We start from the raw sequence: 16,492 nt of genomic DNA on the forward strand, positions 1-16,492 counted from the left end.
AGGAGAACACGCACATGCCGCACGTCCTCGTCTTCGCCAAGACGCCCTACGCCAAGACCCCGTACGACCGCTGGCTGGCCGGCTCCGGCGTCGTGCCGGTCATCCTCACCACCACCGAATTCGCCGCCGGATACGGCCACTTGCCTCATGTACACGCCTTCGACGACTACGACACCAATCAGCTCGTCGAGAAGACGGCACTGCGCCTGGCCCGCGAGCACGCCGTCACGGCCGTCTTCGCCCGCGCCGAGGCGGACGTGGTACGCGCCGCCCAGCTGCGCGACCTGCTGGACCTGCCGGGACAGCGGACCGCGAGCGCCCTGGCCTTCCGCGACAAGGTGGTCATGAAGGACCACCTCGTCGGCGGCCCGGTGGAGATTCCCGCTTACCGGCCGCTGGATTCGGCCTACACCGCCCTGGAATTCGTCGCCGAGCACGGCTATCCCGTGGTCATCAAACCGCTCTCGGAGTCCGGCTCTCTGGGCGCGGCCATCATCCGTGACGAGGCGGAGCTGGACGCCTACCTCGCCTGCCCGTGGCGTGGCGCGAGCGAGATCGAGGTGTTCGTACCCGGGCAGATGTACCACGTGGACGGGCTGGTCGTGAACGGCGAGGTGGTGTTCGCACACCCTTTCCGCTACCTCAACGACTGCCTGTCCTTCCGGGCGAACGACTGGGTGGCCAACCTCCCGCTGACACCCCAGGACCCCGTCCACGACCGGCTGCTCAAGGCCGCCAGGGCGGTGCTGGCGGAGCTGCCCACACCACCGCACACCGCCTTCCACGCGGAGCTGTGGATCACCCCCGACGACCGGACGGTGTTCTGCGAGATCGCCAGCCGGACCGGCGGCGGGATGATCAGCGCCATGGTCCGGCACGCCTTCGGCATCGATCTCGACAAGGAGTGGCTGTATGCCGAATGCGGCCTCCCCAGCACCCTGGGCACCCCCGCCTACCGGCCCACCGGCGCCCTGTGCATCCCGCCCTCGGACGGCGTGCTGACCCATCTGCCCTCCGGTCACGAGCCGGCGTGCGTCAAGGAGGTCGCGCTCACCGGCACGGTCGGTCAGGAGTTCCACGGCGGGGTCAAGTCCGGTCTCTTCCTGGCCGGTTACGTCGTCGGCGGCGACACCGAGGAGGACGTGGCGGCCAACCTGGAGAACGTGGCGACCTGGTTCGCCGACCACGCCCAGTGGTCCCCCGCGCCCGCGAGAGGCACGCGATGAGCGGGCGGGCGCTCGGCGCCCTGCCGGGCCCGCTGGTCGGTACGGACTGGGTGGCGCCGCGGCTGGGCGCCCCCGGGCTGGTGGTGCTCGATGCCTCGATCGGCGAGCACCGCGACGCCGGCGAACGGATCCCGGCGGCACGACCCTTCGACATCGACGGCGCGCTCTCGGACCACTCCGGTCCGCTGCCGCACACCATGCCCGGTGCCGACCGCTTCACCCGGGAACTGCGGGCGCTCGGCGTGAACGACGGCGACACCGTCGTTGTCTACGACGGCGCGGGCCTCTACTCCAGTGCCCGCGCATGGTGGATGCTGCGGGCCATGGGCCTGGAGCGGGTGGCCGTGCTCGACGGCGGCCTGCCCGCCTGGCGCGCCGCCGGGCTGCCCTGCGAAGCCGGCGCACCCGTGGCCGCCGCGCGCCCCGGCGACTTCACCGCACGGCCGCGCCCCGGCCTGATCGTCGGCAGCGACGAGGTCGCCGCGGCCCTGGCCGATCCGGCCTCGGCGGTCCTCGACGCCCGCAGCCGCGACCGCTTCGCCGGCGCGGTGGCCGAGCCCCGCCCGGGGCTGCGTCCCGGCCATATGCCCGGAGCGCTCAACCTGCCGTTCGGCGAGCTCCAGCGGGACGGCCGGATGCGTCCCGCGTCGCAGCTGCGCGACGCGTTCGCCCCGCTCGCCGGAGAGCGCCGGCGCCTGGTCTTCAGCTGCGGATCCGGCGTCACCGCCTGCATCCTGGCGCTGGGGGCCGAGCTGGCCGGATACGACGACCTGGCCGTGTACGACGGGTCCTGGAGCGAATGGGGTCTGCCGCGCGCGGACCGGCCGGTCGTCACCGGTCCGCAGAGCGGAGGTCCGCAAGCGTGATGTCCGCACTCTCGGCCAAGTGGCACACGTTCAGGGGGCTGTCGTCGAGCCTCAAGTCGCTGATCGTGCTGTCCTTCGTGGTCGCCCTCGGCAGCTACATGGTCACCCCGTTCATCGGCGTTCTGATGGTCCAGGCGGTGGGCCTGGACGTCCGCCTGGCCGGTGTACTGGTGGCCGTTGCCACGTTCATCCAGTTCGGCGGCAGCATCCTCGGGGGCCTGGTCGTGGACCGGCTCGGCCTCAAGCGGACGATGGTCGGCTCCCTCGCCGTACGGACCACGGGTCTGCTCCTGCTGGGGCTGGCCGTGAAGGTCCCCTGGGTCGCCTACCCGGCGGTGGTTCTCGTCGCCGCCGGGCCGGCCCTCTATCTCCCGGCGAACAAGGCGTACATCGTCACCTGCGTCTCCGACGAGCTGCGGCCGCTGTTCCTCGGGGTCAGCAGCGCGGCCCTCAACGCCGGGATGGGGCTCGGGCCGCTGCTGGCCGCCGTCCTGATCGACGCCGATCCGGTGGTGCTGCTGCTCGGCGCCGCGGCGCTGTTCGGTCTGATCACCCTGGCCCACCAGCTCACCATGCAGCCCCTCGCCCGCCGCCGGGACGCCGCGCGGGGCGGCGTCACCGTCGACGGGCCCGCCCCCGCCGGGAAGCTCCGGACCCTGCGCGGCGCGCTGCGGCCGGTGCTCTTCACGGCCCTAGCTTTCTACCTCTATTTCTTCTTCCAGAGCTTCCTCGGTCTGTATGCCGCGGGCGTGCACAACATCCAGGTGCTCGGCTGGGCCATGCTCGTCAACTGCGCCATGATGGTGGCGCTCCAGCCGCCGCTGTCGGGCTGGATCGCGCGGGCCGACTACCGCCGCCTGGTGGCCGGATCATTCGCCTTGATGGCTGCCGGGACGGGCGTGATGTCGCTAGGGCACACCGCTGCCCTGCTGGGCGGCACCGTGCTCTTCAGTCTCGGCGAGGTCTTCCTCTTCCTGCGCTGTGACCTGGAAATGGTCGACCGCATACCGAGCAATCCGACCTTCGCCTTCGGCGTCCAGCGGCTGACGGCGGGTGTCGGCGGCCTCCTCGCCGGCGTCGTGGGCGGCTTTCTCTTCGCCCACTACGAAAGCGCACACGACCTGGGCATGTTCTGGACCGCCGTCGCCGTGCAGTGCGCCGTCGCGGCGGCCATCGCCCTGGTACTCGGCGGCCGCAGCCGGAGGGCGGCGGTCGCACCACACGACGAGCAGGCGGATCTGGAAGTGGTGTCATGACCGGCGAACCTTCGATGGACACCCGGTTCGTGCACGCCGGCTCCGACCCGCGGCAACAGCACGGCTACGTCAACCCGCCCATCCACCGCGCCTCGACGGTGCTCTACGAGAACGTGGCCGCGATGGACGCCTCGCAGGCCGACCCCCTCAAACGCCGGATGCCGGTCTACGGCCGCTTCGGCACACCCACCGGACGCGCCTTCGAAACGGCACTGACCGAACTGGAGGGCGGGCACGCCGCCGTCGCCACCTGCTCGGGTCTCGCGGCGATCACCACGGCGATCCTGTCGTTCGTCCGGGCCGGCGACCACATCCTCGTGAGCGACTCCGTCTATCTGCCCACCCGCAAGTTCTGCAACTCGCTGGCCGATCTGGGCGTGGAGACGGAGTACTACGATCCCTGTGCGGACAAGTCCATCGAGGAACTGATCCGCCCCACCACGCGCCTCGTCTGCCTGGAGTCACCCGGCTCCACGACCTTCGAGGTACAGGACGTCCCTGCCGTCACGAGCGTGTGCCGTACCCACGACGTGGTCACCCTCATCGACAACACCTGGGCCACCCCCGCCTTTCACCGCCCCCTGGAGCTGGGCGCCGATGTCGTCGTGCACTCGGCGACGAAGTACCTCACCGGTCACGCCGACAGCATCCTCGGGGCCATCGTGTGCTCCGAGGACACCTACCCCGCGGTGCGCGCCACGGCGATCCGGCTCGGCCAGTGCGCCGGCGCGGACGATGTCTATCTGGGGCTGCGCGGGCTCCGCACGCTGGGCGTCCGGATGCGTGAGCACCATCACCAAGCTGTCGGCCTCGCCTCCTGGTTGCGCGAACAGGAGGGGGTGCGCGGCGTGCTGCACCCGGCGCTGCCGGGCGACCCGGGGCACGAACTGTGGTGCCGGGACTTCACCGGCGCCGCGGGCCTGTTCGGCCTCGAACTCGAACCCGGGCCCGGCAAGCCCGCCGTGGACGCGCTGCTCGGAGAGCTGCGGCTGTTCGGCCTCGGCCACAGCTACGGCGGCTACGAGAGCCTGATCGTGCCGGCCGATCCGGTCACCCACCGGCTCCCGGGCACCTGGACGGGCCGCGGCCCCCTGCTGCGCGTGCACGCCGGCTTCGAAGCCCTCAACGATCTCAAGGAGGACCTGGCCCGCGGCCTGGCCACCCTGTCCGCCCACACCCGGTCCTGACGCTCCTACCCGGGCCTGACCCTCCTGCGGGCACCATCGCCGGCCTCGGATTCGGATATCACGCCGCTGTCGCACATTCTTCCGGTCACCATTCTCTGGGTACTTGGGGATTATCGCGGATCCCGATGGATTCCAGGATTCTGCTGGTGACGGTGAGAATTCAGCGGCTAGAATATCGCGCGCTGCTCGCGATGGCGGTCGGCGATGGGGGGCGAGGGCATCGTGGTGGAGTTACGAGAACACACAACCCACGGTCGACTTACCCCAGGCCCTGAACGCACGTTCGTTTTTCCTGGCCTGCGGCGCTTACCCCTCGTCCGGAATATCCTCCAGCGATCACCACAAAGCGGTCCACGCAACAGCGTGGGCCGTTTTTCGATTTCGCGGCATTCGCACTGGCGTCCGCGTCCGGGGCCACGAAGTTGACGTGCAGCGAGAAGCGGGTGCTTCGCTTTCCTGACAAGAGAAGTGTGGAGTGTGATGCCATGAACCGAGTCGGCAGAGAGTCTCGCCGGTCGGCTCCGAGGCTTGTGGAGCCGCTGGCGCGCGTGGGGTTATCCGTTCTTTTGCTGGCAGGCGGTGCCGTGGGAGTGACGGCTGGACCGGCCGCCGCTTCGACCGCCGACGGCACGCTGACGGTCGAGGTGCTGCGCGACTTCTTCGGCACCGGCGTGATCAACGCGACGATGGACGTCCCACAGCGTGGCATGAAGGTGAAAATCTCCGACCCCGCCGGGCACGATGTCACCGGCGTCACGGATGCCACCGGAAAGGTCGTGGTGTCGGAGTCGCCCGCGCTGAGCGGCGGCCAATACCGCGTCGACGTCAGCGTCCCGGCACCGTACAGCGACTATCTGCGCGCGGCGCCTGCGTCGACGGCTGAGAACCACTTCGACAGCTTCACGTCGTTCGTGGATGTGTCGGACGGAAAGAACGCCTCGGTGGTGACGGGGGTGTGGGATCCGGCCGACTACACGCTCCCGGACTCGCGGTATTTCGTACCGGTCCACAATGGCGCCAACGGAACCGACACCCGGGCATTGGTGGCGTTCGGAACGAAGATCCGAGGCACGTGTCCTGCCGATGTGTCGTGCCCGGACACGCTGGCCACGCAGGCTCAGGTGGGCACGACGTTCGGGTTGGCGTACGACAAGTACCGCGGCCGGCTGTTCCAGAGCGCGTTCGCCCGCCGGTACACCCCGTACGGGCCGCAGGGCGGGGGCGCGATCTACACGGTTCCGGTCAACGGCTCGGGTGCGCCGGAGCTGTTCGCGCGGGTACCGGACGCCGCGGTGACGCCGCACGACACCACCAACGTGATCAAGGATCCCGGGTTCACCGACGCGCCGGGCAAGGAGAGCATCGGTGGCCTGGCCCTGTCGGAGGACGGCTCCACGCTGTACGCGGTGAACCTGCGGACCCGCAGCCTGGTGAGCTTCGACGCGACAGGGGCCACCGCCGCGGCGCCCGAGCCGACGGTCCCGATCCCGGACCCGGGGTGCGCGAGCCCCGACGACTGGCGGCCGTTCGGTCTCCAGGTCCACAACAACACGCTGTACGTCGGCGGCGTGTGCAGCGCGGAGAGCACACAGCAGCGCGCTGACCTGAAAGCCGTCGTCTACGCCTACGACGGCAAGCGGTTCAGCACGGTGCTGAGTCACCCGCTGACGGACAAACGCGGCAGCGTCTTCGGTTCCGGCGACAAGGCCACCCACTGGAACCCGTGGAACACCAGCCTGGACACGTGGGACGACCGGAAGGCGGGCGGCGTCTTCATCGATCCGCAGCCGGAGCTGTCCTCACTTGCCTTCGCCCGCGACGGCTCGATGATCCTGGGCTTCCGCGACCGGTTCATGGACGTGCTCAGTTGGGGAGGACTGGACCCCCGCCCGGGGAACGACACGGCGGAAAGCGGCATGTCCGGTGGTGACATCACCATGGTGTGCGCCACTCCCACCGGTGAATACCAGTGGGAAGGCACCGGGAGCTGCCCCAACCACGCCACCCCCGCGAACAGTGGCGGCCAGGCCGCCGATGTCGTCGAATACTTCCCGGGCGACTTCTACGCCAACGCGCACCAGGAGACCGCGCTGGGGTCGGTGGCCTATATCCCGCAGCAGCAGTGGGTCGTCAGCACGGAGTTCGACCCGGTCGTCAACGTCGCGACCTCAGGGACCGGGTACCACGACATCACGACCGGTCAGGGCCCGGGCAACAACCCGACCGCCAACGGGTTCCAGTTCGTCAGCGGGGCGCAAGGCGGGTTCGGCAAGGCCGGCGGGCTCGGTGACATCGCGTACGCGGCGGCGAACGCGCCGATCCAGATCGGCAACCTCGTGTGGTTCGACGGCGACCACAACGGGATCCAGGACCCGGCGGACGTGCTGCTGCCGGGAGCCACGGTCAACCTGCTGGACGCGGACGGCAAGCAGGTCGCCACGACCAGGACCGATCCCGCCGGCGAGTACTACTTCGGCGGTGTCGGCGCCGAGTACGAGCTCACGCCGGGTGCGAAGTACACAGTGCAGTTCGACGTGTGTACCGCGGACACCGGCAAGGTGCCTGAACAGCCCCCGGCAAGCGAGCTGCGGTTCACGCTCCCGCGCGCCGGTGCCCACCGTGCCCATGACTCCAATGTGACCCCGCCGACCACTGGGAGGTTGTGCAACGGTTACGCGCCTGTCACGGCCCCGGACAAGCCGGGCGGGGTCAACCACACGATCGACGCCGGGGTGTACATCCCCAAGGCAACACCGACCCCGACGCCGAGCCCGACGTCGTCCCAGACGCCGACGCCAACGCCTAGCACGACCCCGAGCACGACGCCGAGTCCGACCTCGCCGCCGAACCCGGCCTCGCCGCCGGCCTCTCCGCCGACGCCACCCGCGCCGCCTGCCAACCCGGCCCCGCCCGGTGGGGGCACGGGCTCACTGGCACACACCGGTATGTCCGGGCTGCCAGGGAGGATCGCTCTGGTCGGCCTGCTGGTGGGTGCGGGCCTGGTCATCACGTTCCTGAGCCGGAAGCTCCGCGCCCGGAAACACTGAACGAACCGGAGAACAGTGATCTGCCTGCCCGCGGTCCGGAGGGCGCGGGCAGGCAGATCACGTCTCGGCCGGTCCAAGAGGGCCGGCCTTGGCGTCGTCTGCCACTGGACTGCCGAGTGTCGTCGTGACCGCACGGCGGCCGAGCAGTGTGGTGGTTGAGAGGGTGAATCAGAAGAATGTCAGCGTCGAGCCGCGTGCGGACCGTGAGAAGCCGGCAAGCTCTACCGGGCCGTGCGGCTGCCCGGCGCCGATGGCTGCGGCCCCGCTGGGCGGCGGCCGTCATCGGCACAGCGGCCGTTGCGATGGCCGCACTCCTGGTAGTCGGCGGCGGTTCTGGCCCCAGCGGTCCGCGCGCACTGACTTCGGATGAGGCGAACCGACTGGCGATCACGCGGTTCCGTAACTACGAGGCGCACGGCCGCGCCGTGACGATCAGTGTGCCGGGCACCGCCGGCGGGCTGGTCGTCACCGGGTCCGTCGACTACCACGGCAAGCTCGGCTACGGCGTGGTGCACGGCACCGGGCGCGACACATCCAGCGATGGGCTGATCGAGTGGACAGCCACCTCGGTGCTCGTCCACCCGATGGCGAACGCCCCGGCGCACGCGCCCGCGTCGCCGCCCCGCTCGGCCTGGTACAGCCGTCCGCTGAAGTCGTCCGGCAGCGCGCTGGACAGTTCGCTGGCCATCGCGCTCAAGCTCGGCAGCGACCGGCCGGACAACGCCGAACTGCTGCCGCAGAACGGCGCCGCCTGGTGGGGAAAAGACCAGGTGGACGGACATCGGGTAGATGTCATGACCGGGCCGTCCTCCCCCGGCCGCTCCGGTACGGCGGGCAATGTGCGCTACTGGGTCGGCTCGGACGGCAGCATGTACCGGGTGCGCGTCAGCGTGGGTTCCGAGTCGCAGCCGGTGGTCATCCGTTTCGACACCCAGAAGTACGTTCCGGTCAAGCCGGTACCCGGAGTCACCCCGACCCGGTAGCCGCTGTTCAGGACGTCTGCACCCGCGCCCTCGCGGCGAGCAGGGACGCTGACGGCAGCGGTACATCTGCCGTCTTCGGCAGGGCCGGAACGGCCGGGACAGCGGTGGCGCCCGTAGTGGTGGCGTGGGGGAACTGCGGCTGTGGACCCGGCGCCGCGACCTCGGTGAACGGGATGCCGCCGGGCGCCTTCGGCGTCGCCCACCTGCCGGCCGGGGAGGGCGACCGGTCCGGAAGCGGGCAGGACGCTGTTGTCGCGAGCCGGGCGGGCACCGTGGTCCGCAGCTCGTTGTCACGGAGGCAGTTTCCCCGTCCCCGCGTGGCGGTGGGGAACGTCCAGCCGACGTCGATGCCGTTGCCGGTGAACGTGTTGTCCACGATCCGGTTGCCGACCGGAGGTACGTCGGCGGTTGCGCTGATCACCAGCCCGGCGTTGCGGTTGTCGGCGATGCGGTTGCGAAGGAACTGGTTGTCGCTGCCGCCGTCGATGCCGATTCCGGTGCCCCACCCGCCGTCGGCCTGCTCCGGGGTGGCCGTCTGCTGGTTGGCAGCGATCAGATTGCCCGCGATGGTGGCGCCCTGCTGCGGGAGCAGCTTCTCCTGGTGGTCGGAGTTGGTGGTCAGGCCGACCCGGTTGCCGACCAGGCGGTTGCCGACCACGTATATGGCGCCACTGGCGTTGGTGCCTTCGTAACCGATCGCGTTGAGTTCGGCGATGTTGTCCCGCACCACGATGTGACAGGGCTTGCACTGTCCGACGTAGATCCCCGAGTCGGAAGCGCCCGAGGTGTACGAATCCTCGATGACGCCGTTCTGCGCGGAGAACGCGTAGATGCCGTACAGACCGTTGCGGGTCGCGGTCACGTGGGAGACCAGGAACGACTTCAGGAAGGTGACAGGCTCATCGCCGGTGTCGTAGCCCCCGGATTGCCCCGGTAGGCCGGCGGCCGCTTTCGCCGAACCGGTGACCAGGACCCCGTTCTGCGTGTTGTTCTTTACGGTCAGGTTCTCCACGGCCACCCCGGGCGCGGTGACGACGATGCCGTTCGGTTGCTGCAACCGCCCGTCGATGACGACCTTGTCCCGGGACTCACCACGAAGAGTGACACGAGGCGTGGAGACCTGCACCGACTCGTGGTACTCGCCCGACGCGACCAGCACCAGGTCACCGGCGTGCGCGAGAGACACCGCAGCCGAGATCGTCGGGGCATCAGCCGGCACTCTGATCGTCACATGCGCCCCGGGTGGCCGCCGGCCGTGGTTCGACCCGTCATCGCCGGGCCCGCAGCCCGCCAGTACGCAGGTCAGTGTGCTCAGTAACGCGGCCATCACGCGGAGACGGAGACGAGGCATGGCCCGCATCCTGGCATGAAGTCCTCCTGCGCGGAGGCCAACCAACTCGCCTTCGCCAGAACGGATATGGCATTCGGCGAACTCGCCCTCCGTCGGAAGGGATATGGCATCCTCCAGACCGTGAGCCGAGCTGACTCCCACCCATCACGCCGCGCGTTCCTCGGTGCCACCGGGGCCGTGGCGGCCACCGGGCTCACCGCCGGATGCGAATCGCCGGCACCAAAGCCGAACCGGCCCCCTTCCCCCGCCTCAACTCCACAACAGGTGTCGGCAACCGGCCGCCATCAGGCAGGCGTCACGCTCCCGCAACCGGCCCAGCCGAACCTCCTGGCGGTGGTGGCCGACCTCGGGGACGCCGTGGCCGTCGGCCCGCTGTTGGCCGAACTCGGCCAGGCCGTTCACACGTGCACCGCGGGGACCGATCCACGACTGCTGGGCCTGCCGCCGGGCGATCTCACCGTGACGATCGGGGTCGGCCCACGGCTGGTGCGTAGGGCTGATCCCTCCCTGCCCGGCGCGGCAGACCTCCCCCGGTTCTCCCGCGAGCGGATCGCCCCGCAGGCGCGCGGCGGGGACCTGTTGCTACAGATCTGCGCCAGCGACCCCTTGCTGTTACCGGTCGTCGCCGCCGCGCTTCTGGAGCAGGCCGGCCAGCGGATACGTGAACGCTGGCGGCAGTCCGGACGCCGCGGTCCGAACATCCCCGTGGCCAAGGACATCTCCGCGCCACGCAACCTGCTCGGCTTCATCGACGGCATCGTGGGCCCGCACACGGCGGCCGAACACCAACGCCATCTGTGGCTGACCGGGCCGGCTCCCGTCGCCGGCGGCACCATCGCCGTGGTCCGGCGCATGGAACTCGACCTGCCGCGGTTCACCGCGCTCTCCGTCGCCGAGCAGGAGGCGGTCTTCGGCCGACGCCGAGCCACCGGCGCGCCCCTCTCCGGCGGGACCGCAGCCTGGGACCCGAACCTCGGCGCCAAAACACCGGACGGGCGCTACCTCGTCCCGGCCGACGCCCACGTCCGCCGGGCCAACCCCAACGTGGTCGGCGTCGGCCTCATGCTCCGCCGCTCCTACAGCACCGACGAGCCCACCCCCGGCCTGCTCTTCATCAGCTTCCAGAACGACCTACGCACCTTCACCAACACCCTTGCCCGAATGGATGATTCCGACGCACTGCTGCGCTTCACCACCACCACCGCCGGCGCAACATTCCTCATCCTCCCCGGCTTCGACCAGCAGCACCCGCTCGGCGCCAAGATGTTCCCCCGAAGCCGTTGACCGACCTCACGAGCGGTGCCACGCCGTCCGACTCCCCATGAGTGGTGCAGCCGCCAAAGCCCTTTATCGGGATTCGCCGGCCCCGGGCCGCTCGGAGGGCTACCGTACGGACATACTTCGCTTTTTGCTGTGGGTACCTGAGGAGGAGTCCTGTGTCATCGCCCTGTGACCCCAAGTACGCTCCCGCCGGCGATGTGGGCACAGCGCTCATGGTCATCGACTCTCGGCTCAAAGCCGTCTACGACCACAAGACCGATACCGACCCCGAACAGCAGCAAATGATCGACCAGTTCGCCGCGTCCCTGGGGCCTACGGGGGTCGATGCGCTGCTGGACGGCGTGTGCACGCTCATCTACATGCTCATGAAGTGGCTGCGGACGGCCTGCGAGGATCACGACAAGGACGTCATCGAGTACTCGGTGCCCGCCCTTGTGGCCACGATGCGCATGATGCCCAGGACCTTCCGTCCCGAGGTCATCCCCACCATGGCCGGCCTGCTCGTCGCCGCAGGCACCGGACTGAGCCCCAACTTGTGGCGTGCGCAGTACGGACGCTGGACCGAGGCAGAGATGAATCCCCTGGAAGCTACGGCCGTCCTGCTCGCGGAGCACATCAACCGGATCGCCGACGACCACGACTTCGCCACCCGCTTGATCACCGACGCCCTGTCCAGCACGGACCAAGGCTGACGTGCGGCCGGCTGCGGATGGTCCCGCAACCGGCCGTGCCCGTCAGGCGGCCGTGCCCGTCAGGCGGCTGTATGCAGCCGTTCCAGCGCTCGGCGAATGGCCGCGTCGACCTGCGGCAGCGCGGTGGCGATGTCCGTGCAGCGGACGTATTCGACGGTGGCGACCGCGCGCAGGCCCCGTACGAGGAACCCGTAATCCTCGTCCCTGCCCTCTTCCAGCAGCAGGACTATCGGTTTGCCGAACGCGCTTGCCCAGCCCATTTCGATGTGGGTTCCGGGTGACGGTGGGATACCGGGAATCGCGACGAACACATCCGCTTTCTCGATCTCCTCCTGGTCGAGCGCCGTGCACTGGTCCGGCGGCATCACCTCCGCGCCCCAGGCCTCCCGGCGGTGGGCGTTGTAGACGTGCAGACCCTGTCGCTCGAAGTGCTCGATGAGCACGGTGAACGGCTGACAGTCGCGGTCCGGCATCCGGCCGGACTCGGCGTCGACGAGCCCCATGAAGGGCCCGCCGAGGAACACACTCGACACGCCCTGGAAGGCGGAGTCGGGGGTGCCGCCGCGCGGAGCAGTTGTTGTCATGGCATGACCTCCTGGAGGGAGCGGGACGAGCGGGACAGGAGCGGTGAACTGCGGTCGGGGAAGGGTGCGGCGTTCCGGCGCCGGGCCCTCAGTCCTTGAAGAAGCACTGGATGTAGGCGTTGCCGGTGGTGCCGTAGGCGTACTCGGTGGTGTCGTACGCCTGGTAGGTGTGCCGCTCGACATGGACCCTGCGGAAGTGGTCGACGTACTGCCAGCGCAGCTCCGGCCTGGTGCTGAAGAAGGGGATGAACACGCCCCCGGGCCGCAGTACCCGTACCACCTCGGTCATGGACGCGGACCACAGATCGGCGTCCTTCCAGATCTCCATGTCCAGGGCCGGGTCGAAGAACATGCCATCGATGCTCTCGGAGGGAAGTTCGCGGATCCGCTGGAAGAAGTCCCCTCGCTCGATGGAGAGCGTGGGCGGCAGCTCGGGGTGCCGGTCCCGGAACAACTCCTCCACCTCGTCGAAGAGTTCGAGGACGGTGTGGCTGCGGGTCGCCGGGTTGGCGGCGATCCGCAGTGCGGAGAGGCCGAGTCCCAGGCCGACCTCGTAGAAGTCCTTACCGTGTTGGCACAGCAGGTCGGCGCTGGCCCACATCAGGTCGCGCTCCCAGGCCTGCATGGCCTGTTCACCGCCGATGCTCAGCGTGACCTCGCCGTCGGTCTCGATCAGCTCGATCTCGGGGGTCTTCGCTCGTTCTTCGGCCGTGCGCTCGCCGCCGGCGCTGTCCTTGCCGGGGTGCAGGGAACCGGTCATGGTCATCCTTTCTGGGGGGTGGGGCCGACGTGGGGTCAGCCCCGACGGGGTACTACTCCGAAGTGCCGTCTGGCGGTGGACACCGCGAGGTCCTGGACCGCGAAAACGGTGAAGTAGTAAGCCTGTGGTGGGGTGTTGTCGGCGACGCGTACGCGGAAGGACACGTCCTGAGCGTGTGTGCCGGAACCCCTGACCTTGGTGGTGGCCGGCTCCACGACGGTGTCCTCGCGCAGATACGCGGGCACGAACAGCCCCAGACGCACCGGTCCGGGCCGGGCGGCGTTCAGGCGTGCCCGGATCTCCAGGACCCCGCCCGCCGGCACCTCGTCCGGTGCGAACGCCAGCAGCTGCGGTGCGTCCGGCACCTGGAAGGTGACGTCACCGCAGCGCAGACACACCACGCAGACGGTGTCCAGGACATGGGGCAGCAGGCCGCGGCGGACGAATCGCTGGGCCGGGCGGCCGCAGTGGCAGATCACTTCCTTGACGTGCGGGTCCAGCCGGCTGCGGTCGCCGAAGTGGGCGGGGTAGTTCATCACCTCGGTTTCGGGGTTCTTGCCGATCTCCTGGGCCAGGACGTGGTCGAGTGACTGGAGGTCCGCCGTGAGCGAGGTGCGGAGTGCCTCGGGGGACTGCTCGGCCAGGTGCGTGGGGCGTGCCACCCACTGGTCCACCTTGCGGGCGAGCTTGGCCAGCCGGGGCCGCAAGGAATGGTTGTGGGGCAGCAGTTCACCGGTGAGGAGCGCGGTGAGGCGGGTGCCGACCGTCAGGAGGAGGTCGTCGGGGCAGTGGTCGGACGGTTCGGGTACCGCGTCGGCGGGGCCGGCGGGCAGACCGAACCGCATGAAGGCGGGGTAGGGGTGTGACCCCGCCAGGCTCGCGTTGAGTACGTCCACCGAATCCTCGCCGGTGGTCGCCGCGCGCATCCAGGCGGCGTTCTCCGGCCGGTCCGAGTCGTGCACGGAGACCGCCGACACGACGGTACGGGCCGGTCCGTCGAGCGCGTTGAGCAGGATCTGGTAGCGGGGGTCGTAGAGGACCAGGTCGGCGAGGGGTCCGCTGTTGCAGGCGCTGAGGACCACTTCGGCTGCCGCGACCCGGTTCAGCGGGACGAGTTTGTCCTCGGGCTTGTAGCAGGCAAAGCCATAGGCGCAGCGCGGGCCGAGGAGTTCCTCGTCGCGCGGGACCACCGGGTTGAGTCCGCAGATGGTGAACTCGCCCAGGTTGATGCTGTCGTCCTTGCCGTGCCCCTGGAAGACGACCTGCCGCCAGCGTTCGCCGAGGATCTCGGCCTGGATGTCGACGCGTTCGAAGTCACGGTCGTCATAGACCCGGACGGTGTCGAGGGGCGTCGGCCGGTCGGTGTCGGTGAACAGTCCGAGCTCGGTCAGGGAGTCGTCCGGCCGGGCGTACTGCTTGGCCACGTTCCACAGCAGTGACCGGGAGTCGCGACCGCTGAGGAACGTGACACGGAAGCCCTGGGCCCGGTAGGTGCTGTTCAGCAGCTCCCTGACCGGATCGAGCCGGAGGCGGTCGTAGGTGCCCAGGACGAGCAGGGTGCCGTCTGCCTCTTGGCGCAGCCGGTCGAGGGAGTCCGCGGTCAGCCAGCTCCTGGCCAGGGGCCGGGTCAACTCCATGAGTCCGGAGGGAAGTTCGTCGATATCGTCGAGCAGTACGCCGTGATCCAACGGTGTGGGCAGTGCCGTGCCGGAATACAGCGTGGAGGCCAGTTCGACGCTGTCGGACAGGTCGGAGCGGCCCTCCACGACCACGGGAATTCCGCCTGCCCCGGGGCTGCCCAGGAAGTCCGCGACAGCCGCGGGGAGTTCCTCTTCTGCGACCGGGTGGAAGGGTGGCGTGGGGCGTGGAGGGTGCCCGACGCGCCCTTGCGCAGCGGTGGATGGGGTGGACTGCATGAGATGACCTCGTGTTCCTTCTTCAGTGCTGTGCCTGGAGCAGTTGTTGCGCGAGCCGTGGGATGCGCGGAGAGCGGGTCAGGCGGGAGCAGGTGCCGGCCTGGGCTCACCGGCGAACAGTCCGCGGAAGGCGAACGCCCCCGCCGAGGCGGCCAGCGACACGATCGCCGCGACCGCGAACACCCCGCGCGCCGCCAGCGGTTCGACCAGCAGGCCGCCGATCTGCTGGCCCAGGGCGTCGCCGATGACCGTGGCCAGGGACGCCCAGGTGAACGCCTCCGCCGCCTTGTCGCTGTCGGCCAGCCTGCTCACCAGGGACATCTCACTGGCCGACACGAGTGCGATCGGAGCGCTCCCCACGGCCAGCGCCAGAGCGAGGGTGAGCTCGGAGGTGGCCAGCAGCGGCAGCGCGGTTCCGCCCGCGTAGGCGAGCAGAAGCCAGGGGAAGCGACGGTGCACCGGCCGCTCCGACTGGGATCGCCCCAGCAGGAGGGCACCTACGGCGCTGCCGATGCCCCAGCAGGCGTACACCACTCCGGTGTGTCCGAGAGAGCCCTGCTCGTCGACGAAGGCCGGAATGGCCAGCGTCATCAGCCCGACCGGTACCGAAGCGGCGGCCATCACCAGGAGGAGGGCCGGCATTCCGGTGTTGCGGATCGGCCCCAGGACGCCGCGTGCGGCCTGCTTCCCGGTGCTCTCCGGCGGGGTACTGTCCTCCGTCGTGCCCGGCGGGGTTGCGTCCTCCCCCGCTGTCCGGGTCCGCAGCAGCCGCGTCGTTCCCAGGCCCACGGCTCCGACGCCGCCCACGACCGCCACCGTGGTGAGCGCCGTACGCGCCGACCCGGTGACCATCAGCACGGCGAAGAGCAACGGCGCGCTGGTGATGAGCAGTTCAGCGAGCAGGGCCTCCCACAGGTAGGCCGTCTCCCGCTCCTCCTCCGCCAGCGGGATCCGGGCCCACAGGGAGCGCATGCACGCATTGCCCGGGGGCAGGGCGACTCCCGCCGCCAGTGCCAGCACGAGCTGCCCGGGTGTGGCCGGCTCCGTCCACCACACCAGCGCGGTGAGCGACGACGGATACACCAGACCCGTGAGCAGCAGTGCGTTGCGGGGGTTGGTGCGGTCCATCCGGCGGGCGACGAACGGACCGCCCACCGCCATGCCCACGGCGTAGAGCGCCGAGACCAGCCCCGCCTGGGCGTAGCTGCCGCCCTGCTCCCGCACCACCAGCACCAGGGCCAGCGACATCAGGTAGACGGGCAGTCGGCACACCACGCTCCATCCGGCGGCCCCGGCCACGTAAGGCCGTTGGAGAAGGCGGAGGAACTTGCTGACCGTAGCGA

At 69.8% G+C, this 16,492-nt stretch carries 13 protein-coding genes; 8 read left to right on the forward strand and 5 right to left on the reverse strand.

Annotation, left to right across the window (positions count from 1 at the left end; genetic code table 11):
- Window positions 1-14 precede the first annotated feature (14 nt).
- The 6 genes from CP981_RS01830 (at window position 15) to CP981_RS01855 (ending at window position 8,565) form a co-directional block, all read left to right on the forward strand.
- Entirely contained in the window at window positions 15-1,226 is a 1,212-nt protein-coding gene (locus tag CP981_RS01830) for an ATP-grasp domain-containing protein (protein ID WP_085923144.1), read from the forward strand.
- Window positions 1,223-2,092, forward strand: coding sequence for a sulfurtransferase (locus tag CP981_RS01835; RefSeq protein ID WP_085923207.1), 870 nt, complete (start codon window positions 1,223-1,225; stop codon window positions 2,090-2,092). The genes CP981_RS01830 and CP981_RS01835 overlap by 4 nt, the downstream gene beginning before the upstream one ends.
- Window positions 2,092-3,348: an MFS transporter gene (locus tag CP981_RS01840; protein WP_158092623.1), complete on the forward strand. Its 1,257-nt coding sequence runs from the start codon at window positions 2,092-2,094 to the stop codon at window positions 3,346-3,348. Before CP981_RS01835 ends, CP981_RS01840 begins: the two co-directional genes overlap by 1 nt.
- Window positions 3,345-4,535 (forward strand): cystathionine beta-lyase, encoded by a 1,191-nt coding sequence (gene metC, locus CP981_RS01845; RefSeq protein WP_085923142.1) that lies wholly within the window; start codon window positions 3,345-3,347, stop codon window positions 4,533-4,535. The genes CP981_RS01840 and metC overlap by 4 nt, the downstream gene beginning before the upstream one ends.
- Before the next feature lie 584 nt (window positions 4,536-5,119).
- Window positions 5,120-7,582, forward strand: coding sequence for an SdrD B-like domain-containing protein (locus CP981_RS01850; RefSeq protein ID WP_085923206.1), 2,463 nt, complete (start codon window positions 5,120-5,122; stop codon window positions 7,580-7,582).
- A gap of 302 nt (window positions 7,583-7,884) precedes the next feature.
- Window positions 7,885-8,565 carry a hypothetical protein gene (locus CP981_RS01855; protein ID WP_085923141.1) on the forward strand — a complete coding sequence of 227 codons (681 nt, stop codon included), beginning with the start codon at window positions 7,885-7,887 and terminating at the stop codon, window positions 8,563-8,565.
- Window positions 8,566-8,572: 7 nt separating this feature from the next.
- Here CP981_RS01855 and CP981_RS01860 read toward each other — a convergent pair whose 3' ends face one another.
- Entirely contained in the window at window positions 8,573-9,784 is a 1,212-nt protein-coding gene (locus CP981_RS01860; RefSeq protein ID WP_085923205.1) for a right-handed parallel beta-helix repeat-containing protein, read from the reverse strand.
- Between the two features lie 252 nt (window positions 9,785-10,036).
- Between CP981_RS01860 and CP981_RS01865 the strand changes: the two genes are divergently transcribed.
- Window positions 10,037-11,200, forward strand: coding sequence for a Dyp-type peroxidase (locus CP981_RS01865; protein ID WP_085923204.1), 1,164 nt, complete (start codon window positions 10,037-10,039; stop codon window positions 11,198-11,200).
- A gap of 152 nt (window positions 11,201-11,352) precedes the next feature.
- Complete coding sequence (locus CP981_RS01870) at window positions 11,353-11,889, forward strand: hypothetical protein (protein WP_085923140.1); 537 nt, start codon at window positions 11,353-11,355, stop codon at window positions 11,887-11,889.
- Window positions 11,890-11,948: 59 nt separating this feature from the next.
- On the opposite strand, the gene CP981_RS01875 is transcribed toward CP981_RS01870, so the two are convergent.
- From CP981_RS01875 to CP981_RS01890, 4 genes are all read right to left on the reverse strand, one after another.
- Window positions 11,949-12,473, reverse strand: coding sequence for a nucleoside 2-deoxyribosyltransferase (locus tag CP981_RS01875; protein WP_085923139.1), 525 nt, complete (start codon window positions 12,471-12,473; stop codon window positions 11,949-11,951).
- A gap of 88 nt (window positions 12,474-12,561) precedes the next feature.
- On the reverse strand, window positions 12,562-13,233 hold the full coding sequence (locus CP981_RS01880) for a class I SAM-dependent methyltransferase (protein ID WP_085923138.1): 672 nt from the start codon (window positions 13,231-13,233) through the stop codon (window positions 12,562-12,564).
- 35 nt (window positions 13,234-13,268) lie between these two features.
- A complete protein-coding gene (locus CP981_RS01885) occupies window positions 13,269-15,149 on the reverse strand; it encodes a hypothetical protein (RefSeq protein ID WP_085923137.1) in 1,881 nt (626 codons plus the stop codon).
- A 78-nt stretch (window positions 15,150-15,227) separates the two neighbouring features.
- A complete protein-coding gene (locus tag CP981_RS01890; RefSeq protein WP_244329491.1) occupies window positions 15,228-16,421 on the reverse strand; it encodes an MFS transporter in 1,194 nt (397 codons plus the stop codon).
- Window positions 16,422-16,492 lie beyond the last annotated feature (71 nt).

This window comes from Streptomyces platensis (assembly GCF_008704855.1).
In the GTDB taxonomy this organism is placed as follows: Bacteria; Actinomycetota; Actinomycetes; order Streptomycetales; family Streptomycetaceae; genus Streptomyces; species Streptomyces platensis.